Source organism: Campylobacter corcagiensis (genome assembly GCF_013201645.1).
Lineage (GTDB): Bacteria > Campylobacterota > Campylobacteria > Campylobacterales > Campylobacteraceae > Campylobacter_B > Campylobacter_B corcagiensis.
The window spans coordinates 1,269,625-1,291,962 of sequence record NZ_CP053842.1; the positions used below are offsets into that span (position 1 = coordinate 1,269,625).

General features: G+C 32.9%; 23 protein-coding genes, 1 tRNA gene and 1 rRNA gene. 11 read left to right on the plus strand and 14 right to left on the minus strand.

The genetic code is table 11. The features are described 5' to 3' along the window. Window positions 1-286: 286 nt before the first annotated feature. The 6 genes from CCORG_RS06510 to CCORG_RS06535 all read right to left on the minus strand — a co-directional run bounded on the left by CCORG_RS06510 (window position 287) and on the right by CCORG_RS06535 (window position 5,897). A tRNA-Ile gene (locus CCORG_RS06510) sits at window positions 287-363 on the minus strand. A gap of 119 nt (window positions 364-482) precedes the next feature. After that, window positions 483-1,994 (minus strand): 16S ribosomal RNA (locus CCORG_RS06515). A gap of 639 nt (window positions 1,995-2,633) precedes the next feature. Beyond that, a complete protein-coding gene (locus tag CCORG_RS06520) occupies window positions 2,634-3,197 on the minus strand; it encodes a DedA family protein (protein WP_025803721.1) in 564 nt (187 codons plus the stop codon). After that, entirely contained in the window at window positions 3,197-3,778 is a 582-nt protein-coding gene (locus CCORG_RS06525; RefSeq protein WP_025803720.1) for a lipid-binding SYLF domain-containing protein, read from the minus strand. Before CCORG_RS06525 ends, CCORG_RS06520 begins: the two co-directional genes overlap by 1 nt. 9 nt (window positions 3,779-3,787) lie before the next feature. Beyond that, the gene (rny, locus tag CCORG_RS06530; RefSeq protein WP_025803719.1) at window positions 3,788-5,341 is read right to left on the minus strand and encodes a ribonuclease Y; all 1,554 of its coding nucleotides are present in this window, start codon (window positions 5,339-5,341) and stop codon (window positions 3,788-3,790) included. Next, window positions 5,274-5,897 carry a 5-formyltetrahydrofolate cyclo-ligase gene (locus tag CCORG_RS06535; RefSeq protein WP_034971784.1) on the minus strand — a complete coding sequence of 208 codons (624 nt, stop codon included), beginning with the start codon at window positions 5,895-5,897 and terminating at the stop codon, window positions 5,274-5,276. The genes rny and CCORG_RS06535 overlap by 68 nt, the downstream gene beginning before the upstream one ends. Before the next feature lie 65 nt (window positions 5,898-5,962). Between CCORG_RS06535 and CCORG_RS06540 the strand changes: the two genes are divergently transcribed. From CCORG_RS06540 to CCORG_RS06560, 5 genes are all read left to right on the plus strand, one after another. Beyond that, entirely contained in the window at window positions 5,963-6,604 is a 642-nt protein-coding gene (locus CCORG_RS06540; protein WP_025803717.1) for a TlpA family protein disulfide reductase, read from the plus strand. After that, entirely contained in the window at window positions 6,601-7,467 is an 867-nt protein-coding gene (gene ftsY, locus CCORG_RS06545) for a signal recognition particle-docking protein FtsY (RefSeq protein ID WP_025803716.1), read from the plus strand. Before CCORG_RS06540 ends, ftsY begins: the two co-directional genes overlap by 4 nt. Beyond that, on the plus strand, window positions 7,451-7,792 hold the full coding sequence (locus CCORG_RS06550; protein WP_034971782.1) for a VanZ family protein: 342 nt from the start codon (window positions 7,451-7,453) through the stop codon (window positions 7,790-7,792). The genes ftsY and CCORG_RS06550 overlap by 17 nt, the downstream gene beginning before the upstream one ends. Beyond that, the gene (radA, locus tag CCORG_RS06555) at window positions 7,779-9,119 is read left to right on the plus strand and encodes a DNA repair protein RadA (RefSeq protein WP_025803714.1); all 1,341 of its coding nucleotides are present in this window, start codon (window positions 7,779-7,781) and stop codon (window positions 9,117-9,119) included. The genes CCORG_RS06550 and radA overlap by 14 nt, the downstream gene beginning before the upstream one ends. A 105-nt stretch (window positions 9,120-9,224) precedes the next feature. Beyond that, complete coding sequence (locus CCORG_RS06560; protein ID WP_025803713.1) at window positions 9,225-10,268, plus strand: diguanylate cyclase domain-containing protein; 1,044 nt, start codon at window positions 9,225-9,227, stop codon at window positions 10,266-10,268. Window positions 10,269-10,309: 41 nt separating this feature from the next. Here the strand turns inward: CCORG_RS06560 and CCORG_RS06565 are convergent, their stop codons facing one another. The 5 genes from CCORG_RS06565 to tupB all read right to left on the minus strand — a co-directional run bounded on the left by CCORG_RS06565 (window position 10,310) and on the right by tupB (window position 14,546). After that, window positions 10,310-10,750, minus strand: a complete 441-nt coding sequence (locus tag CCORG_RS06565) for a Dps family protein (protein WP_025803712.1) — start codon at window positions 10,748-10,750, stop codon at window positions 10,310-10,312. A 102-nt stretch (window positions 10,751-10,852) separates the two neighbouring features. After that, on the minus strand, window positions 10,853-12,064 hold the full coding sequence (locus tag CCORG_RS06570) for a glucose-6-phosphate isomerase (RefSeq protein ID WP_025803711.1): 1,212 nt from the start codon (window positions 12,062-12,064) through the stop codon (window positions 10,853-10,855). Beyond that, window positions 12,051-12,884: a UTP--glucose-1-phosphate uridylyltransferase GalU gene (gene galU / locus CCORG_RS06575; protein WP_025803710.1), complete on the minus strand. Its 834-nt coding sequence runs from the start codon at window positions 12,882-12,884 to the stop codon at window positions 12,051-12,053. The genes CCORG_RS06570 and galU overlap by 14 nt, the downstream gene beginning before the upstream one ends. 52 nt (window positions 12,885-12,936) lie before the next feature. Further along, on the minus strand, window positions 12,937-13,857 hold the full coding sequence (tupC, locus tag CCORG_RS06580) for a tungstate ABC transporter ATP-binding protein TupC (RefSeq protein ID WP_025803709.1): 921 nt from the start codon (window positions 13,855-13,857) through the stop codon (window positions 12,937-12,939). Then, the gene (gene tupB, locus CCORG_RS06585) at window positions 13,854-14,546 is read right to left on the minus strand and encodes a tungstate ABC transporter permease TupB (RefSeq protein ID WP_025803708.1); all 693 of its coding nucleotides are present in this window, start codon (window positions 14,544-14,546) and stop codon (window positions 13,854-13,856) included. The genes tupC and tupB overlap by 4 nt, the downstream gene beginning before the upstream one ends. A 142-nt stretch (window positions 14,547-14,688) precedes the next feature. Here tupB and tupA point away from each other — a divergent pair, with 142 nt between their 5' ends. After that, window positions 14,689-15,516 (plus strand): tungstate ABC transporter substrate-binding protein TupA, encoded by an 828-nt coding sequence (gene tupA / locus CCORG_RS06590; protein WP_025803707.1) that lies wholly within the window; start codon window positions 14,689-14,691, stop codon window positions 15,514-15,516. Window positions 15,517-15,538: 22 nt separating this feature from the next. Here tupA and CCORG_RS06595 read toward each other — a convergent pair whose 3' ends face one another. Then, a complete protein-coding gene (locus tag CCORG_RS06595; RefSeq protein ID WP_025803706.1) occupies window positions 15,539-16,180 on the minus strand; it encodes a cytochrome b/b6 domain-containing protein in 642 nt (213 codons plus the stop codon). A gap of 115 nt (window positions 16,181-16,295) precedes the next feature. Between CCORG_RS06595 and CCORG_RS06600 the strand changes: the two genes are divergently transcribed. From CCORG_RS06600 to CCORG_RS06620, 5 genes are read left to right on the plus strand one after another with little or no spacing between them, the layout of a single operon-like run. After that, on the plus strand, window positions 16,296-16,916 hold the full coding sequence (locus tag CCORG_RS06600; RefSeq protein ID WP_025803705.1) for an IMPACT family protein: 621 nt from the start codon (window positions 16,296-16,298) through the stop codon (window positions 16,914-16,916). Next, complete coding sequence (locus tag CCORG_RS06605; protein ID WP_025803704.1) at window positions 16,909-18,177, plus strand: COG3014 family protein; 1,269 nt, start codon at window positions 16,909-16,911, stop codon at window positions 18,175-18,177. The genes CCORG_RS06600 and CCORG_RS06605 overlap by 8 nt, the downstream gene beginning before the upstream one ends. A 23-nt stretch (window positions 18,178-18,200) precedes the next feature. Then, entirely contained in the window at window positions 18,201-18,632 is a 432-nt protein-coding gene (locus CCORG_RS06610) for a DUF1425 domain-containing protein (protein WP_025803703.1), read from the plus strand. 1 nt (window position 18,633) lies between these two features. After that, window positions 18,634-19,248 carry a penicillin-binding protein activator LpoB gene (lpoB, locus tag CCORG_RS06615; protein ID WP_025803702.1) on the plus strand — a complete coding sequence of 205 codons (615 nt, stop codon included), beginning with the start codon at window positions 18,634-18,636 and terminating at the stop codon, window positions 19,246-19,248. Beyond that, the gene (locus CCORG_RS06620; RefSeq protein WP_025803701.1) at window positions 19,242-19,817 is read left to right on the plus strand and encodes a hypothetical protein; all 576 of its coding nucleotides are present in this window, start codon (window positions 19,242-19,244) and stop codon (window positions 19,815-19,817) included. The genes lpoB and CCORG_RS06620 overlap by 7 nt, the downstream gene beginning before the upstream one ends. A 29-nt stretch (window positions 19,818-19,846) precedes the next feature. Here the strand turns inward: CCORG_RS06620 and CCORG_RS06625 are convergent, their stop codons facing one another. Further along, window positions 19,847-20,605 (minus strand): transporter substrate-binding domain-containing protein, encoded by a 759-nt coding sequence (locus CCORG_RS06625; protein ID WP_025803700.1) that lies wholly within the window; start codon window positions 20,603-20,605, stop codon window positions 19,847-19,849. 78 nt (window positions 20,606-20,683) lie between these two features. After that, window positions 20,684-22,273, minus strand: a complete 1,590-nt coding sequence (locus tag CCORG_RS06630; RefSeq protein WP_025803699.1) for an ABC-F family ATP-binding cassette domain-containing protein — start codon at window positions 22,271-22,273, stop codon at window positions 20,684-20,686. Window positions 22,274-22,338: the final 65 nt, after the last annotated feature.

The following is a 22,338-nucleotide window of genomic DNA, read 5'->3' on the forward strand; positions in this document are numbered from 1 at the left end:
ATAATATTTAAACTAACTATTTAAGACGGAAAGAGATTAATGATGATATAAAGATAAGTTTTAACTCTTTATATATCCGTGATTCAATCTTTAACAAATAGATCTTGATAACAGTTAAAATCTATATGTTTGCTTTTATAATAGTTAGATTAAAGCTTTAACAAGTTCCTGTAAAATTGTTTTATTTTATAAAACTTGTTTGTGACTTTTAACAATTGTACTTTAAAGATCGTTTAGGTAAAGACCTAATCTTAAAATTTGGGTAAATTTTAAGATTAAATCTCTATGGTGGGCCTGATAAGACTTGAACTTATGACCTCACCCTTATCAGGGGTGCACTCTAACCAGCTGAGCTACAGGCCCTTGCTTAAAACTATTATAACCTTAGTCAACCTTTAAAATCTAAATAAGCTTTCAATTGATCATTTAATTGTAACTTTCTTATAGATATCTTGTGAGAGAGTATCTATATTGTACTCTAGAAAGGAGGTGATCCAACCGCAGGTTCTCCTACGGTTACCTTGTTACGACTTCACCCCAGTCGCTGATTCCACTGTGGAAGGTAGCTAATTTAGCATCCCTGCTTCGAGTGAAATCAACTCCCATGGTGTGACGGGCGGTGAGTACAAGACCCGGGAACGTATTCACCGTAGCATGGCTGATCTACGATTACTAGCGATTCCGGCTTCATGGGGTCGAGTTGCAGACCCCAATCCGAACTGGGACATATTTTATAGATTTGCTCCATCTTACGATATTGCGTCTTACTGTATATGCCATTGTAGCACGTGTGTCGCCCCGGACATAAGGGCCATGATGACTTGACGTCGTCCACACCTTCCTCCTACTTGCGTAGGCAGTCTGTTTAGAGAACTCAGCCGAACTGTTAGCAACTAAACACGTGGGTTGCGCTCGTTGCGGGACTTAACCCAACATCTCACGACACGAGCTGACGACAGCCGTGCAGCACCTGTCTTAACATTTCTGCAAGCAGACACTCTTCCATCTCTGGATGATTTGTTAGATATCAAGTCCGGGTAAGGTTCTTCGCGTATCTTCGAATTAAACCACATGCTCCACCGCTTGTGCGGGTCCCCGTCTATTCCTTTGAGTTTTAATCTTGCGACCGTACTCCCCAGGCGGTATACTTAATGCGTTAGCTGCATTACTGCTTTGACTTGCAAAGCAACAACTAGTATACATCGTTTAGGGCGTGGACTACCAGGGTATCTAATCCTGTTTGCTACCCACGCTTTCACGCCTCAGCGTCAGTTAGGTTCTAGTAGATCGCCTTCGCAATAAGTATTCCTCTTAACCTCTACGGATTTTACCCCTACGCTAAGAATTCCATCTACCTCTCCCCTACTCTAGACTACCAGTTTCCTGTGCAGTTTAATGGTTAAGCCATTAGATTTCACACAAGACTTGATAATCCGCCTACGCGTCCTTTACGCCCAGTGATTCCGAGTAACGCTTGCACCCCCCGTATTACCGCGGCTGCTGGCACGGAGTTAGCCGGTGCTTATTCGTTAGGTACCGTCATTATTCTTTCCTAACAAAAGGAGTTTACGCTCCGAAAAGTGTCATCCTCCACGCGGTATTGCTGCGTCAGGGTTTCCCCCATTGCGCAATATTCCTTACTGCTGCCTCCCGTAGGAGTTTGGACCGTGTCTCAGTTCCAATGTGACTGATCATCCTCTCAGACCAGTTACGCGTCATAGCCTTGGTAAGCCATTACCTTACCAACTAGCTGATACGATATAGTCTCATCTTACACCGAAAAAACTTTCCCAACTTAACTTATGATAAGTTGGAGTATAGAGTATTAGCAGTCATTTCTAACTGTTGTTCTCTAGTGTAAGGCAGATTAACTATATATTACTCACCCGTGCGCCACTAATTCATCCTAGCAAGCTAGGACTTCATCGTTCGACTTGCATGTATTAGGCATACCGCCAGCGTTCACTCTGAGCCAGGATCAAACTCTCCATAAAAATATGAAACTTTAGTATTTTTATATTACTATTATGGTATATAAAAACTAAAGAGTGTTTGTTTTTATTTAAGTTTAATCTTTAAAACTTTAATAGCTTAAATCTACTATGGAATTTATAGTAAAAATAAGATTTTAAAATATTTATTAATTTATAATTTTACTCTTAATTGATATAGTAAGTTAATTACTTGCTTATATCTAAGGTTCTCCATATTTTATATAGATATCTTAAAGTTATCTATATACGATAGAAAAGACTATAAAGAGTATATAAATAAATGGCTCAATCGATCACTTATTTAGATTTCAAAGATTGACTTTGATTTATAGTTTAACATTATTAAATTTAAAAAACATACTTTTATAAAAAGACTGTTTAACTTAGCTTGATAAAATTATTATTTAAGCTCTTTAAAAAGGCTTCCTTTAAAAGCGAAATGAAATTATACAAGAGTAAAGCTTAAATATAGCTGAAAGTTGGGGAGAAATTTCAAATTTATTGAAATTTCTACCTTATAAATGCCTTCTTGGTTCTATAAATATATAGTCTTTAAATAAAAAAAGCAAAATAAGGCAATTTTAGATTTTTACTAATTAATAGATAGTAACTATAAATTTCGAGTTTTTAACCCGAAATTTATCTGTTTTTTCTAGTTGCTCTTTTAAAATACAATATTATTAACCCAAAGATCAAAACCATTATAATAGGCATTATCCAGGGATTTGACTTTATGTGGTCAAAAAGTTTCATAAGTGGTTCGCCAAGGTAATAGCTAAGAAGTCCTAAGCTTATCGCCCAAACAACAGCACTTATAGCATTTATCATGCTAAATTTAGCAAAACTATATTTAGTAAGTCCAATAGCAAGTGGAACAAGCGTTTTTATACCATAAATGTATTTCTTAAAAAATATAATCTTTCCACCATGTTTTTTAAATAAAATTTGAGCTAAAGCTAAGCTTCTTTTTTGCTTTTTAAGATATGGCATAATCTCAGTTTTACTATATCTTGTAAGATAGAAAAGTAGCGTATCACCTAAGAAATTTGATATAGCTGCTACGACAATAACTATAGCTAAATTCATCTGGCCAGCATAACTTAAAACCCCAGCTGCTACAAGAGCGACAAATCCGCCACCAAGAGTGTAGAAAAACAAAATCAAATATCCCCAAGTAGATAAGGAAGTTAACATCTCTTGCATTATTTATTTACCGCTTTTATAAGATTATCATATCCATAAACTGAGCTATTATATACAGTATTTGACTCTATATTTAGCACAAAGCCACCAAGACTTACCCCAGCAAATGCACCACTTTTACTTGTATATGCGTAGATATCTTTATCAAAAACATCTATCGCACCCACACTAGCACTTGCATGAAAGATAGAAGCCGTTGCATCTGCTCCAAGCTTTAAATTTGACTTAAGCATAGACTGAAGCGTTTTATCATTCATAACAAAAAGCACCATATAATTGCTCTCATAGCCTATTTGAAAACCAATACTTCCATTTGCTATCTCAGATTTTACTATACTCCAAGCCCCAGATGGACTTTTAATCATAGCAACACCCCTGCCATAAAGTCCACCTACTATAAAGCCAGCTTTTCTAACAGTTGGAAATACTACAATAGCTTTTGATTTATCTACAAGCTCTTTTCTTTGAGAAACTTTATCCATAGTAATAAGATATGCATTTGCGCAATCAAGCAAAATTTCTTCATTTGCTGCGTTTAAACTCACCACAACAAAGACTAAAATAGCTAAAATTTTCTTCACTCAAACCCCTTATTTAGCGTAACTTGTCGCTCTTGTTTCTCTTATTACGCTTACTTTTATCTCACCAGGATACTGAACCCTAGCTTCAATATCTTGTGCTATTTCCTTAGCCACTAAAATCGCTTCATCGTCATTTACTAAATTTGCATTTGCTATGACCCTTACTTCACGACCTGCATTTATAGCGTAAGCCTGTTTTACGCCATCCTTACTTGTAGCGATATCTTCTATCTCGCTAACTCTTTTCAGAAAGCTTTCAAGCACTTCTCTTCTTGCTCCAGGTCTAGCCGCACTTAAAGTATCTGCTGTACAAACAGCAGCACACTCTATAGTCTCAGCTTCTTCATGGCCGTGGTGAGCATAGATTGCATTTATAACAACAGGATGCTCTTTGTAGCGTCTACAGACTTCAGCTCCTAAATCCACATGACTTCCTTCATAATCATGAGTTAAAGCCTTACCAATATCATGAAGAAGTCCAGCACGCCTTGCTAAATTTCCATCTCCACCTGTTTCATCTGCTATTATTCCTGCAAGATGAGCAACTTCAAGACTGTGAGCAAGAGCGTTTTGTCCATAACTTGCTCTAAATTTTAGCTTTCCAATTAACTTTAAAAGTTCAGGATGTATGCCATTTAGCCCCAAATCCATCGCTATATTTTCACCCTCTTCTAAGATGCTATCTTCAAATTCTTTACTAACTTTTTCGTATAGCTCTTCTATTCTAGCAGGCTGAATTCTACCATCTTCAACTAAAAGTTCAATAACTTTAGTTGCAATTGCTCTTCTGTAAAGGTTAAAACTACTAAGAACTATAGCATGAGGCGTGTCATCGATGATTACATCAACGCCAAGCACCATTTCAAGGGTTTTGATATTTCGCCCTTCTTTGCCGATTATTCGCCCTTTTAACTCATCATTTTTTATATCAACAACATTTATAAGCCTCTCAGCTGCATACTCGCCAGCAAATCTAGTCGTAGCTTGAGCGATGATATAATTAGCTCTTTTTTTGGCCTCTCTTTTTGCCTCTTCTTCATATTTCCTTACGATGTGAGCGATATCTCCACGACTTTTTTCTTCAACCCTTCTTAAAACTTCCTCTTTTGCCTCATCTTCTGTTAAACCAGCAGCGTGTTCTAAAATTTTAAGTGCTTCAGCAATTTTACTTTCATAGCTTTTCTTTAAGCTAATACCTTCATCATAGGTATTAATAGCTTCTTTTTTATCTTTTTCAAGCTCTATTTGGCTTTTGCTTAAATTCTCTTTTTCTTCGTCTAAAATTCGCTCTTTTTTCTCTAGTTCACTAAATTTAAGATCAAATTCTTTTTGAAGCTTACTTCCTTTATCTTCGTAGGCTTTTTTAGCATCAAATTCAGCCTGTTTTACAGTTAGCTTTGCATCTTTTAAGATACTTTTAGCTTCGTATTCTATGGCTTTTGCTTTTGCTTTTGCCTGTTCTACAAAAATCTCATAGTTTGCTTCATTTATCCTTTTAGCGACTAGATATCCACCTCCAACTCCCACTGCACCGACTCCTAAGCCTAATAAAATCTCTATCATTTTTGCCTCTAATATAACTTTTTTTTGGAGTTAGATAAATATCACATTTTATGTCATAATCAAGTGTAACAATATCCTTTAAAAACATATCTTTTATACCTACAAATACTATTTTTGGTCTGTAACCAAGTTTGCTAAAAAAAATATCATAATAACCCTTGCCATGACCGATCCTAGCCAAATTTCCATCAACTCCAACAACTGGAACTACAGCTAAATCTACTCTCTTTTCGAAGGCATTTTGATTATTTGTCTCTTTTATTCCAAATTTTGACCTGTGAAAAGGTAGTCTTAATTTTACCATTTTAAAACTGATATTTTCCATAAATGGAACGAGTAATTGTGAGTTACTAGACAACTTGCCTCTTAAAAGCAAGACATTTGGTTCAAATTTTGTTGGCACAAACAGCAAAATTCTCTTGTAATTATAAAATTTAATTATTCTACATAAATTTAAAATCACAGAATAATGCTTACATTTTGCACTAAATTTTATCTCTTTTTTAAGAGAATTTTTGGCAAATTTTCTAAACTCATCTTTTTTCATATCAACCATTTACAGAAATTTCAGTTAGTAAAGATATAATAATACACTTATTTTTAAAACACTAAGGAAATTTAATGAAATTTAGACATTTATTTATCGCTTGTTTGCTAGTTTTTATAGTAGGTTGTGATAATAAAGAAGAAGAAAAAACAAATGAAGATGCAGAAGTTACGCAAATTCCAGCAACAGAAGCTAAGTTAACACAAAATTTAAACGCTCCTTTTAATTTAGAGATGATTGATGGCGAAATTTTTACCATGATAAGAAAAGATGGTGGTTTTGATATGGGAGATGGAAGTCATACTACGCTTTTTGTATACTGGGCAACTTGGTGCCCACCTTGCATTATTGAAATAAAACCACTAAATAATCTATCTAAAAATTTTGGAAAAAAACTAAAAATAATTAGCGTTTTAGTAAATGATCCAATAGGCGATGACGAGATAAAAGATTTTATCAAAAAGCATAACATAGACTACTCCATTACAAGAGATAGCGAGACTTTGATTAAATCAATTGGCGGGATAAAAGGAATTCCTTTTATGGTGCTTTATGATAGCAATGGAAACTACGATAGACACTACTTTGGCATAATAGCAGAAGAGATGCTTCAAAAAGATATAGAAAAGCTAACAGGAGATCTTGAAGTTAAAAAAGATAGCAATGAAACTGAAGAAGAAAATGATAATAATGTTACAAAGGAAGATAAAAAGTGATTAATTTTTTTAAAAAAGGTCTAGCTAAAACAGCTGAAATTTTAAAATCCGCAAAACCAAATGACTCTAAAATCTCAAAAGAGATTCTAGAAGAGATGCTGCTTGAAGCAGATGTTGACTATGAGATAGTCAATGAAATCATCTATTACCTGCCGCCAAGTGATGAGATAAAAAGAGATGATCTAAAACGCGTAATGAGTAGTTATTTTATGTATGAACACAACACAAAAATAGACACTAAGCCCTTTGTTGAACTAATACTTGGTGTAAATGGTGCTGGAAAGACAACAACTATCGCAAAATTAGCAAATTTATATAAAAATAGTGGAAAAAAGGTAATCCTTGGAGCGTGTGATACATTTAGAGCTGGTGCGATCGAGCAACTTAGACAGTGGAGCATAAAAATAGACGTTCCTATCATAGCTACAAAACAGGGTCACGACCCAGCAAGCGTGGCTTATGATGCTATAAGTTCAGCTGTAGCAAAGGGATTTGACAGTGTCTTAATAGATACAGCAGGACGCCTTCAAAACCAAAAAAACCTAGCAAACGAGCTAGAAAAAATCGTAAGAATTTCAAATAAAGCTTTGGATAAAGCGCCACATAGAAAAATAATTATATTAGATGCAACTCAGGGAAACAACTCTTACGCTCAAGCAAAAGCCTTTAATGAGATAGTAAAACTTGATGGTGTTATCATCACAAAGCTTGATGGAACGCCAAAAGGTGGTGCACTTTTTAGCATAGCAAGAGAGCTTGAAATTCCTATACTTTATATAGGCGTAGGAGAAAAAATGGAGGATTTAGTCAAATTTAACCCTGATGAATTTTTAGATACGCTTCTTGATGCGATATTTGAGTAGAGTTTTATTTTTTATAGCACTTTTAGGAGTGGAGTATCTATCTTTTACCCCTAAAAATATCGCTATAATTCAAAATTCTTGGGATAAATTTAACCACTTTGTGGCATTTTTTGCACTTACATTTTTACTAAATTTAGGGTTTAATCTAAAATTTAAAACTAAGATAATCATTCTTTTGGTGATTGCTTTTCAAATTGAAATAGTTCAAAGCTTTTTAGATTTTAGAGAATTTAGCTTATTAGATATAGTTGCTGATATGGTTGGTGTGGGATTTGGCATTATAGGATATAAAATTTATAAAAAGGCTTTAAATGGCAAAATCTAAAAAAACAACATTTGAGTGTTCTGCTTGTGGAAATTTACAAGCAAAATGGATGGGTAAATGTCCAGAATGTGGAGCTTGGGATAGTTTTGTAGAGTTAAAACAAAGCGAAGTAGAGTTTTTAAAAAGTGTAGCAAAACAAAGTGCTGTTACGCCAAAAGCTCAAAAAATCACAGAGATTAAAGTAGAACAGATTAAGCGTATAAGCACCGATGATAGCGAACTTGACCTTGTTTTAGGTGGCGGTATAGTTGAAGGCTCGCTTGTTTTAATAGGTGGAAGTCCAGGAATTGGCAAATCAACTTTGCTTCTTAAAATTTCATCAAACCTTGCTAAAAACGGACTAAAAACCCTGTATGTAAGTGGCGAAGAGAGCTTAAGTCAGATAAAGCTTCGTGCAAATAGGCTTGATGCAGTAGCTGAAAATCTCTATCTTTTGGCTGAAATTTCACTTGAAAATATCAAAAATGAGCTTACAAACAATTATAAAATTTTAGTAATTGATAGCATTCAAACTCTTTATAGCGAGGCGATAAGCTCTGCACCTGGGTCAGTTTCTCAAGTTAGAGAGATAACATTTGAACTTATGCGTATAGCAAAAGAGCGTGGAATTTGTATATTTATCATCGGTCATATTACAAAAGAAGGCTCAATCGCAGGACCTAGAGTCCTAGAACATATGGTTGATGTGGTGCTTTATTTTGAAGGCGATGCAAGCAAAGAACTTAGAATTTTAAGGGGATTTAAAAACCGTTTTGGCTCAACTAGTGAAGTTGGTATTTTTGAGATGAGTAGTAGTGGTTTAATACCTGCAAAAGATGCAAACAGTAGATTTTTCACACGCGGCGAAGCAGCAAGTGGAAGTGCAATAACAGTTATAATGGAAGGCTCTCGCCCTTTAATCTTAGAAGTTCAAGCTTTAGTTTGTGAAAGCTCTTACCCAAAAAGAAGTGCAACAGGTTATGATAAAAACCGTCTTGATATGATAATTGCTCTACTTGATCGTAAAATGGGAATTTTACTTGGCGGATATGATGTTTTTGTAAGCGTAATTGGTGGAGTTAAGATTAGTGAAACAGCGGCAGATTTAGCCGTTGTAGCAGCAATTGTAAGTAGTTTTAAAAATCGCCCCATTAGTAAAGAGAGTCTATTTTTAGGCGAGGTAAGCTTAAATGGTGAAATTCGTGAAATACCAAATTTAGAAAGCCGCGTAAAAGAGGCAAATTTACAAAATTTCAAAACAATAATCGCTCCAAACAGAATTTCAAATACAAAAGGGGTGAAATTTTTTGTAACAAAGGAAATACGCCAAATTTTAGAATGGATGTAAAATTTACTAATTTTGTCTGCTTTAAAACATACAGCTTAAAAATAGGTGCTAAATCTATTATTTTTGTGATATAATAAATATAACTTAATTTTCTAAGGAATAGCTATGAGTAATACTACAGATAAAATCAAAAACTTTGATGAAGAGTATATTAAAATAACAAACGGGCTTATTAGAAGTATTGCTGATGAGAGTATATCGGTGTTTGGTATTAATAGCTTCTTTAAAAATATCGCTGTTTACGCAGCAAATCAGATAGATAATATCAAACTAGCAACTAAGATTTTTGATATAGATGAAAGACAGATATCTTCTCATAAAAAAGGCTATGACTTTTTAGTAAATGAGCTTGATAAGATGTGTTCTATCGTAAATGATGAACCTTATGAGGTGATAAAACTAGCTATTTTTTTGGTGTATTGGGCGGATGAGAATATCTTTAGACATAACTATGCTTTGCTAAAACAAATTTCTTTAATAGAATCAGGAATTTCACCAAAAAGAGCTTATAATATTATTAATTTTAAAGATACACCTTTAACCTTAACAAAAGCTTATAGCTTGCTAATATCTAAAATTTTAGAGAAAAATGAAAAACTTGTAGGAGTAAATAAAAACATAAAATACAACTTACAAGACATAAAAGATAGACTTAAAAAAATGGAAGAGAAGGCATTTTCGGTTCTTGACCCAGTAACTGATTTGCCAAATCGCTCAAAAGCTTTAGAAATTTTACAAACTCTCATTCCAAAGGGTGTTTCTGTGATGATAATACTACTGACAAACTATAAAGATTTAATAAATCTAAAAGGTTTGGAAAGTGCAGATACACTGCTTATTAAGGTTATAAACTCAATAAAAAATCTTATAAGAAGTGATGATATGCTATTTTCAACTAAAAAAGGTGAACTTATGCTTTTATCACCTAATATAAATGAAACCGGTGCAATAAGTATTGCAAATTTACTACTAAACAGAGTTCCAAAAGATAGTAGCATTACAGAAGAGCTCAAAGGATATAATAAACTATCAATAAATATAGGAATTTCTATATCAAACAGCAACAGTACTGTAACCAGTATGCTTCAAACTGCTGATAAAAATTTAAAAGTATCTATACAAAAAGGTGATAATGAATTTGTTATTTAATGATTATAAGGGGTAAAATTCTACCCCTTAAATTACTTCTTTTACTCTGCTAGAGTTTGTCTAAGCATCCATAGTTCTTTTTCATATTTAGCTATATTATCCTCAGCTAAAGCAACTGTAACTCTATCGTCAGCTTCATCTGCGATTTCTGCTAATTCATTGAATTGCTCAAGTAGATAAGTATAGTCTTTTTTAACTAGTTCTACAACCTCTTTACAACTAAAAGAGTCAGCTTTAACTCTTGGGCATTTTGCTTTTTCAGTTAACTCTTTAGGGCAAACCAAAGCTTTTCCACCAATCATAAGTGCTCTTTCTGCAACTTCATCAAAAAGCTCACCTAGATGAGTATATGCACACTCTGTTGCTTCATGAATAGCATGAAATTGACTTCCTTTTACATTCCAATGATAATTGTGAAATTGAACGCTTAAAACTAAAGCGTCAGCTTGAATTTGGTTTAATTTTTCTACAACTTTTGACATTTTGTCTCCTTAATAATTTGATAATGAGTATTATAGCAAGCAAAAGTAAACAATAAATTTTATTATCTAATATTTGACTATAAATTTTACAAATAATCAAATTTATTTAGATAACATCATCTTTAAGATTCTCTTGCCAACCTCAACACCTGGCTGGTCGTAAGTGTTTATATTAAGCATAATGCCTGCTGCACTTGTTAATAACATATAATAATAGATCAAATACCCGCAATGCCACTCATCTATTTTTTCTAAAGTTATAAGATCAGTGCTAATACCTTCATTTATAACAGCTCTCATTGTGCTGTCGCACTGCAAATTCAAAACTTCACTTATATTTAGTCCATTTGTAAAATCGCAACTATCTAAGAATTCAAGACTTAAATTTGAAGCACTATCTTTATCAGCCCAATCTAAAACTTTTATAAATGTCACTGTTTTATCTTTTGTTCCATCCATTATAAGCTGTAAAAATGAGTGCTGGTCGCGACTTCCAATAAGAGAAATAGGCGTAAGTCCAACCCTTTTATACTCACATCTTTTTCCAAGACTCTCAGCCCAAAGCTGAACATACCATTCGTTAAAGTGGGTAAATTTATCACCATAACTAAAAAGCACATTTGTCTTAGCACTTTTATGAGTTACAAAATGGTAAGCTTTTTGAAGTATAGAGTCATCTTTTTCATCAAAAAAGCTCTTCTTACAAGCTTTTGCACCTTTTAAAATTTCTTTAGTATCAATCCCTAAAAATAGTAGCGGAACAATTCCTGCTGCACTAAAGACGCTAAATCTTCCACCAACATTTGCAGGAATATGAAAAATTCTAGCATTATGTTTTTCAGCAAAATGCTCTAAATTTGAGTCTGGATCTGTTATAAATATAAAATTTTCTTTAAAATTTTTAATACCGAATTTATCAATAATATACTTAAATATAGTGATAGTCTCTATCGTAGTTCCCGATTTTGATACTACAAAAAATAGAGTTTTGTTAAAATTTATAGAACCTAAAACGCTTTTACAAGTTGCAATGTCTAAGTTATCTAAAAAATAAGCCTTTAGTTTTGCCTTGTCTTTAAGTAAAGTATACAAAGCCTTTGTGCCAAGAGATGAGCCTCCCATACCAATAACCACAACGCTTTCATACTCATACTCACCTGCTATTACAGATGCTTTTTCTATAAGTTTTTTGCTACCTTTTGGTAGGTGGAAATACCCTACTTTGCCACTTTCAAACTCATCATTTATTCTCCTAGCAAACTCATCAATATTTTCAAATGGTACTGTGCTAAAATTTAGACTATTTTTTACCATTTTTTAGCCTATCATAGAAATATTTAGTTGCCTGAACAAAACCATCAAGAGAGCCACAATCAAACCTTTTACCTTTAAATTTATAAGCTATCACAATGCCCTCTTTTGCCTGCTTTAAAAGTGCGTCTGTTATCTGTATTTCGCCATTTTTACCTGCTTTTGTCTTATCTAGGCAGGTAAAAATATTTGGCGTTAAAATATATCTTCCAATTATGGCAAGATTGCTTTTTGCCTCTTCTGGTTTTGGTTTTTCAACCATATCACTTACCATCATAAGCCCATCGTCAATCTCTCGTCCTTCAACTATACCATACTTTGAAACATCTTTTTTATCCACTTCCATAACAGCAACGATTGAACATCTATATTTTTCAAAAACTCTAAGCATCTGAGCCATAACACCATCGCCATTTTCATTTATACATAAATCATCAGCAAGCACCACTCCAAATGGATCATCGCCAACCAATACTTTACCTTTATTTATCGCGTCCCCTAGCCCATTCATTGAACGCTGTCTTGTAAATGAAAAACGGCAATTATCCATAAGCTCACGGATATCTTTTAAAAGATTTTCTTTATCAGTACCTGAAATTTGGTGTTCTAACTCATAACTTGTATCAAAATAATCTTCCAATGCTCTTTTTCCACGCCCCGTAACAAAGGCCATATGGTTCATTCCAGCTTCTCTTGCTTCATCAACACCATAGTGTATGAGTGGCTTTGTAAGTATAGGAAGCATCTCTTTTGGTAGGGATTTTGTAGCTGGTAAAAAGCGAGTTCCGTATCCTGCTGCTGGAAATAAACAAGTTTGTATCATGATATAACCTTTTGTAAATTTTTAAAATCTAAAAATTATATCAAATTTTATCTTAAATACCGACAAAGGCATCATCGCAAATGCAAAAATAAATCTTATCTGCAACCCTATAATCACTACTAAATTTACTAAATGCTTTTATCAAATAATCACCAAATTTTATTTTTACAAGCATAGTATTACCATACACAATAGATAAAGAGTGCAAAATTCCTTCATAATATCCATCTTTAGGAGTAAGACTTATAGATATTTTATTAGGGTTTATAGCTACTTTTTCAAAATCATTAAATTTATGACCAAATTTTAACCCATAACCTAAATCTATATATCCATTTTTTAGCATAAAAACATTTATAAGTTCAAACTCGCTAACTTTACCATTATATAAAATCACCTTATCATCAGCAAATTCACTCAACCACTTTTTATCATGGCTTGCTATTATAAAACCACAACCATACTTTTTGTGCATATATTTTATCGCTCTAGAAAAGAGTTTAGTTGAAGCACTATCAAGGCTGTTTGTAGGCTCATCAAGTAGTATCAGTGGCTTTCTTGTAATGATAGCTATAGCAAAAGCTATCCTTTGGGTTTGACCACTGCTAAGGGCGTAGTAAGGCTTATCTAAAAAGCTCTCATCAAGACCAACAAGCTCTAGCATCTCACAAACCCTTTTATCAAACTCATTAAGTAAGCCATTTATCTTAAGAACAAATTTAAAATTTGACCTAACACTTCTTTTAAGTAGAGCTGGTTCTGGCAAAAGCAGTGACATATCCTCTTTTTTTAAAGAGCAGATAATAGCACCACTAACAGGCTTTTCTAGACCTGAGATGATTCTAATAAGCGTACTTTTGCCACTTCCATTAGAACCCATTAATGCAGTTATTTTTCTCTCATCTATCTTTAAGCTTTTTATATCTAAAACTCTGTTTGAGCCATAAATTTGAACTAAATTTTCTATATTCATCTATCAAATCTTCTTAACTGATAAATAGCTAAATTTACTAAAAAAGCTATACCAATAAGTACCATTGCTAAAGCTATACCCATAGCAAACTGACCTTTATTTGTCTCTAGTGAGATTGCCGTTGTTATCGTCCTTGTGTGCCATTTGATATTTCCACCCACCATCATAGCAACGCCTACTTCAGCCACTATCCTACCATACGCTGTAGCAAGAACAACAAGAAGTGAAAACCTTGCTTCATACAAAACCGTTAAAATTTCTCTAAATCCTTTTAAATGATAACTTCTAATCAAAAGTTTATGTTTTTTATCCATATTTTCTATCGCACTTGCTGTTAAAGAGACAACAATAGGAAGCGAGAGGCAAATTTGACCAATAATTACAGCTTTCATAGTAAAAAGTAGTCCTAAATTTCCAAGTGGGCCACGATTAGACAAAATAGCATAAAGTATAAGCCCAACTGCTACAGTGGGTATGGCTAAGCCAGTATCGCTTATAAGTTTTAAAAATTTTCTACCTTTAAATTCATAATGCCCCAAACAAAAACCAAGCGGCATACCTAAAATTAGAGCTATAACAATAGATATGCTTGATGAGTAAAGTGTAGTTTTAATAGCAAAATATGTCTCATCATCAAAAGTAAAAAGAAGATAAAAAGCCTTTATAATGCCATCTAATATAAAATCCAAATTTAACCTTTTAATGTGCTAATTTTGCATTTTACTTTAAAATTTATCAAAAAATGCTGAAATCTGATATATCATATCATTTACTAAAAAATTTCTTTTAATATGATACAATAATATTATATTTTATTTTAAAGGATTTTATATGAAAAAAACTCTTTTAGTTTTAGCTTTAAGTGCGTTAACCGCTCTTAACATTTATGCAAAAGATAACACTCTTTTAATGGCTACTACAACAAGTACAGATAATACAGGCCTACTTGATGCTTTAGCACCTGTTTATAAACAAGCAACTGGTGTTGAGCTTAAATGGGTAGCTGTTGGAACTGGTCAAGCTCTAGCAATGGGTAAAAACTGCGATGCTGATGTGCTTTTTGTTCACTCGCCAGCAGTTGAGAAAAAATTCATAGAAGATGGATATGGCGTATCTAGAACTCCGGTTATGTATAATGATTTTATATTAGTTGCTGATAAATCACTAGCTCCTAAATTTCAAGGCAAATCTTTAGCTGAAACTTTTAATATCATCAAAAATGAAAACATTAAATTCTTTAGTCGTGGCGATAAAAGTGGCACTCACAACAAAGAAGTTGCTGTTTGGAAAAGCGTTACAGGCAACGCTCCAGAAAAAGAGATGTGGTATAACCAAACAGGTCAAGGCATGATAGCTACTATAAATATCGCAGCTGAACAAAAAGGTGTAACTCTAACAGATAGAGGTACATTTATCAAATATGAAGATAACCTAAAAGGAGACTCACCTTTAGTTATAGTAAGTCAAGGTGATAATAGCCTTAAAAACTACTACTCAGTTATAGCTACAAACCCTGATAATTGTAAAGATACAGATATAGAAAACGCACTTCAGTTCATGAACTGGATAGTTGGTGATGATGCACAAAAGTTTATAGCTGATTTTAAATTAATGGGAAAACCACTATTTACTCCTGATGCAAAAATAAGAAAAGACTAATCTTAAGGGGCTTTTGCCCCTTTTATGACATGATTATAAAAGTATAAATTGCAGTAGCATAACTAATAACTGCAAAAATTTTCCAAAAATTTGATACTTTAGCGTCAAATTTAGCATTAACTTTTTTACCATCTATAAGCATTGAATTAAGCGAATCGCCACCTCTATATTTCTCAATCAAAACCCCTAAAACATGAGCTACTACAACCATAAAAACAAAAATCGCAAATACGCCATGAATATCTCCAAGCAAATTTGTAACTATTTTTTTATCTTCAACTTCTATAAAACCTTTTTTTATAAAATATATCATAAGCCCAAAGCTAGATGTAAAAACCCCACCTATTAGCATAACTAAAATAGCATAACTTGATGCCGCATTATGTCCGCCATAAATTTTTGTTTTTTCATCAAATTTAGCTTTAGTTTTTAAGCTTTTAAGCGCGTTTTTAATATAATCAAAAAGCCCACTAAATGTAAAATCGCTAAATTTAGTATATCTTACGCTACCAAAGCCCCAAATTATCCTAGAGATAGCAAGAACTAAAAAAGCAGTCCCAAATGCCTTATGGTAAGATTTAAAAAAATATGGCATTAAAAAACAAACCGCCAAAGACCAGTGAAAAATTCTCACATAAACCGACCAAACCAGATGTTTTTTCATCATTAACTCCTTTTGAAAAAATCACGGTGTAGTTATACAAAAATTTTGTTAAGCATATGTGAAATTTAAAATTTAATATATTTTGATATAATTTATCCTAAAAATAAGGATAAATTTGCAGACAGTTTTAACTCCAGCCTTTAGCCAACAAGAGATTAAAAAATCAAATTTCTTAACATATCTTGTCCCTTTTAATGAATTTGACTTAATTCACGAACAGCTAAAGCTAGATCACCCAAAAGCAGTTCACATCGTTTGGGCATATCGCTATTTAAACAAATACCACCAAATAGTTGAAAATCAAAGCGATGATGGAGAGCCTCGTGGTACAAGTGGTCCGCCTGCTCTTAACTCTTTAAGGGGTGCTAGTCTTATAAATGTAGGAGTTTTCATCGTTCGTTATTTTGGTGGTATAAAACTAGGAACAGGTGGGCTTGTAAGGGCTTATAGTAGCAGCGTAAATTTAGCTATAAATGAAGCAAATTTAGTAAATTTTGAGATAAAAGATATAGTTAAACTTAGCATTCCTTTTACGCTAGTTGGCAGATTTGAGCACTATTTTGATAAAGAAAATATAAAAATACAAAAAGAATTTGATGCTTTTGGAATGATAGCTGAGATTTTGCTAAATCAAGATGAATTTAAAGAATTTTACTCATTTTATGAGCCGTTTTTAATAGATGGGGTTAAAATTTTAGCCATGCCACTTTTTGCTAAGGATATAGCTTGTGATTAAATTTATAGTTTTATTTTTAGGACTATTTTTTAGCGGATGTGCTACGATAGGCGGATATAGTGATGATATTAGTAAATTTAAAAGTAGTATTTACCATCAAAACTGTGAATTTAAAGATGAGATAAAAACTATCTCTAATGATAAACTTTATAATGCCCTAAAATCAGGCTTTAAAGCCAGGTCGTGTAAAGAGTATGCCTTAAGCAATAAATTCTTTGATATAGCTGAGAGTGAGTATAAATACAGCGTTGATACAAAAAGCCTTACTAGTAAAGCCAGCTCAAGCATTAGTTCTACTATTTTAAACGATAACGCACTTAGTTATAGTGGCAAATTTTATGAAAGAGGAATGATAAATTTATATAAAGCTTTAAATTTCTTAGCACTTAATGATTTGGCAAACGCTAGAGTTGAGTTTAACAGAGCCCTTGCTAGACAAAATAGAGCAAAGATTTACTTCAGTACTGAAATTTTAAAAGCTAAAAACGAACTTAGTTCTAAACTTAGTGAAGCTAATCAAAACGAACTAGAAAAAATCTCAAATTCCTTTGATGAAAGCTTAGGTAGTTATGAAATTTACTCTAACTTTATAAATCCTTTTATAACTTATATGGCTGGAATTTTCTTTACAACTCAAGGTGATAAAAAAGGCAAAGAGCTTTTAAAAGAGCTAGACCAAAATTCTCAAGTAAAAAAAGATATAAATCTAAAAAATAAACAAATTTGGCTTATTTATGAAAATGGCACCGCTTCAGGACTAAAAGAGTCTCGTATAGATGTGCCATTATGGTTAGCAAGTGATAGAATTTACTACGCTGGCTTTGCCTTGCCTACTTTAACTAGACCAAATTTAAGTTATAAATATCTAAATTTAAACTCACAAAAAAGCGTTAAAATTTCAGATATGGATGCAGTCATAAGGGCTGAATACTCCAAAATTTACCCACTTATTATTACTAAAGAAGCAATTAGAGCTATTTCAAAAGCTACTCTTCAGTATAGCACTAGCCAAGATGATAACCCACTAGGGGCTATTTTTGCTATATACTCAGCTCTTACTACAAAAGCTGATATCCGTCATATCCCTGTTTTTCCAAAGGAATTTCAAAGCGTTAGCATGCCAAATTTAGGATATGCCAAAATAAGCGATGATAGCGGAAATTTACTCTTTGATATTAAAACAGATCCAGATAAAAACACCATAATCTACCTAAAATCATTAACCAAAAGTTACCTACACTATGATAAGATAGAGCTTTAATTTTAAAAAAGGACAAATTAAATATGAAAAAATACTTACTAATTGCCGTTGCTGGAATAGTGTTTCTAGGGTGTGGCATAAGTCCTAGCGAGAGGCTTAAAGAGCATAATATTATCGTTGAAGACAAAAGCATTATGGATGATTTTAAAATAGTAAGCGTGGTATCAAAAGATAGAGATGATGGACTAAAAGAGACTCAAGCAGTCCTTAAAAATGACACAAATAAAAACCAACTCATATCATATAAAATCGACTGGCTAGATAAAGATGGCTTTGTAAGAGAGTCTATTTTATCAAAATGGAAAACAGTAAATGTCGAAGCAAAAAAAGATGTGATAATTGGCGGAATTTCACCAAGCATAAATGCAGGTGAGTTTAAAATTCGTATAAACTACCCAACCAAATATGACAAAAAAAGAGTAAATCCAGCTAATTATGAGTATCAAGGAAATTAAAATGAAAAAAAGATTAATTATTTCAGTTATTGCTATTTTAGCTTTAGCAGGATGTAGTACAAAAACAGAGTATGTAAATGATGGAGTTGGTATCAAGGCTAGCAAATACTCAAGTATGGGCATTGATAGTGCTGATTTTGAGTACGCAGCCCAGCAAGCAGTAAATAGCCTTCTAAGAAGTGGTGCGTTAAATCGCCCAGGTGGTGGCAGATATGTGATATCTATGGGAAATATCATAAATGATACAACTCAAAGAATAGATACAGACCTTTTAACAAAGAAAATCCGTGTAGCACTACTTCAGTCAGGAAAAGCTGTAATGACAACTGCTACCAGCGAAAATGGTCCTGAAGATGAGACAACTTATATCGTAAGAGATAAAAGAAACAATGATGAATTTAATCAAGATACAATCGCTAAAAAAGGCACTCTTTTAGCACCTGATATGAGTATATCTGGTAAAATTATACAAAGAAATGCTGGACTTGATAAGAAACGCCAAATTGTTGATTATTACTTTTTACTAACTTTAACCGATATAAATAGCGGACTAGCGTTTTGGGAAAACGAAAGCAAAATCACTAAAGTTGGCTCTAACAAGAGCGTAATATGGTAAAAAATTTAGTTAAATTTAGTTTGGCTTTGCTCCTTGGTTGTAGTTTTGTATTGGCTAATGATTTAAGTGGTGATTTAACATGTGAGTTTACTAAAACAAAAAAATCTTGCGAAGAAACAATCAAAAACAATATCTCTATTGGCACTAGCAAAGCTATTAAAAATAAATTTATTGTAGATGATAAATTTCTAAAATCAAGAAAAATAACTAGAGATTTAGATAGAATTTTAAATAATAAATTTAAGAGTGAAAAAGAGCCAAATATTTTACTTGATTATGAAATTCATAGCTTTAGCATAGAGAAAAATCACGGAAATTTTTGGGTGGACATCTTGGTTAATTACAACCTAAAAGATGCTAAAACAGCCAAAATTTATAAATCACAAAGAGTTACTAAGAGATATAAAAGCAAACTAAACAAAAGTAGTGAAATTTACAAAAACGCTCTTGATAATATAGCAAATGATATTTATAATAGTATATACAGTAATAAAGTTATAAAAAATAAAGATATTAAAAAGGAGCTACTAAACTCACAAGGTGGGGTAATACTGCCTTTTGATAACTAAAATAAGGGGCGTAAAATCCCCTTATTTAATTAAAGACCATATTTTTCTAAAAGTTTCTCATAAGTACCATCAGTTACGATAGTGGATATCGCTTCATTAATTTTTGATATAAGTTCAGTATGTTTACCTTTAACAAAAGCTATACCCATTCCCTCGCCCGGATTTTCTACTTTAAAAAATTCAACAACAGCATTAGGATTAAGGGCTATATACTCTTTTGCTACCACAGCATCAACAAAAAATGCATCTACCAAACCAGCTCTTAAAGACATAAAGCCTTCATAATTACTTGCAAAAGCCTGAATAGTTACACCACTTGCTACACTAGGAAGAATCTCATGTAGTGTAGTTCCTTCTTCGACACCTACAAGTTTACCAGCTAAATCAGCAGGACTATTTATAGCTGTGTTTTGAGAGCTTTTTAAAAGTAAACTATCATTTTTAAAATAAGGCTTACTAAAATCAAGTCTAGTTTTTCTATCATCTGTAATATCAATAGCTGCAATTGCCATATCAACACTACCATTTGATAGCTCAGCACTTAAATTATCAAAATCTACATTCTTAATCTCATACTCAAACCCTACTCTTTTAGCAATTTCAGAAATCAAATCAATATCAAAACCAACAATTTTACCACCATCTTTATACTCAAATGGCTTGTAAACAGCATTTGTTGCCACAATAAGTTTACCCGAACCATCATTATTAACTGTTGCATTTGATTCAACTGCACTCAAACAACTAGCCATAAAAAAAGCAAACAGATAACAAAATATCTTCTTCATATTTATCCTTTTGAAATAATTTTGTATATTTTAATGCTTAATTATAAATTTAAAGTAACTTGGCATTTTAAAATAAACTTAATTTTCTTCACCTAAACTTGCCCTATACTCCTCAAAACTGCCACGAAAGTCAACTATTTTGCCGTCTCCTTTAATATGTAAAATTCTATTAGCAAACGCATCGATTAGCTCCCTATCGTGACTTACACAAATCACGCTTCCTTCATATTTATAAAGCGCTTCACCAAGAGCGATGATAGCTTCTAAATCAAGGTGGTTATTTGGCTCATCAAGGACTAATAAATTTGGCTTAGTTAGCATAAGCTTACTTAGCATTACACGGTGTTTTTCACCGCCACTTAAATTTCCAACAGCTTTTTCTTGTTCAGCACCACTAAAAAGCATTCTACCAAGGCACTTTCTTATCTCGTCAAGATCTTTGTTTTTATTATCTTGTAGATATTCATAAAGCTTTAAATCCCCTTTAATTCGGTTATTTGTATCTTGTGGGAAATATCCTGGCTCAATCGTAGCTCCGATATGAACACTTCCTTTATCAGGCTCTAGCTCACCAACTATAATCTTACAAAGCGTAGTTTTACCAACACCATTTCTTCCAACTACTGCTACTTTATCACCTTTTTCAAGCTTAAAGTTAAAATTTTCAAAAACAACCTCATCGTCAAATTTCTTTGAAATTTCATTTAATTCTAAAATTTCATTTCCTATATCACGACCAAGTCTAAAAAGTATACTAGGCTCTCTTCTTGAACTTGTCATAAGTTCGCTAGTGTCGAGTTTTTCAAGTCTTTTTTGACGGCTTGTTGCTTGCTTTGCTTTACTTGCATTTGCCGAGAAACGAGCGATAAATTTCTCTAACTCTTCTTTTTCTTTTAGATTTTTTTCTCTTTCCATTTGCATTTGCCTAGCAACTAAATTTGCAGCTATAAACCACTCATCATAGTTTCCACTAAATTCTCTAATTTTCTTAAAATCAACATCTAAAATATGAGTACAAACTCTATTTAAAAAGTGCCTATCGTGGCTTATTACAACAAGCGTTCCATCATGATGATTTAGTTCATTTTCAAGCCACGAAATTGCTTCAATATCAAGGTTATTTGTTGGCTCATCTAAAAAAAGCACATCAGGACGCGGAAAAAGTACTTGAGCAAGTAAGACCTTAAATTTTTCACTCATCTCTATCTCGCTCATAAGCTTATCATAATCATTTAACCCAAGAGAGCTTAAAATTTTCTCACATCTTGTCTCATACTCATAAGTTGGGTCTTCTTCAGCCGTGATGATCTCTAACTCGCCTAAGCGTTCATTTATCTCATCAGTAAATTCTTCGCTCATATAGAGTTTTTCTTTTTCTTTGACTGCATCATAAAGCCTTTTATTGCCATATAAAACAGCATCTTTTAGTGTTAAATTCTCAAACGCCATTTGGTCTTGACCCAAAACACCAACTTTTAATCCACTATCTATCAACACATCACCACTACTTGGTTCTATTTCGCCGCTTAGGATTTTTAAAAATGTTGATTTTCCAGCACCATTTGCACCGATTAGGCCGTAGCGATTTCCTTTATCAAGGCTTAAATTTATATCTTCAAATAAAACTTGCTTACCAAATCTCATCGTTAAGTTTTTTACTTCTACCATGTTTTATCCTGTAAATTTTAAAATTTTGTGTGAGTATAGCAAAAATATCTCAACATTAGCTTATA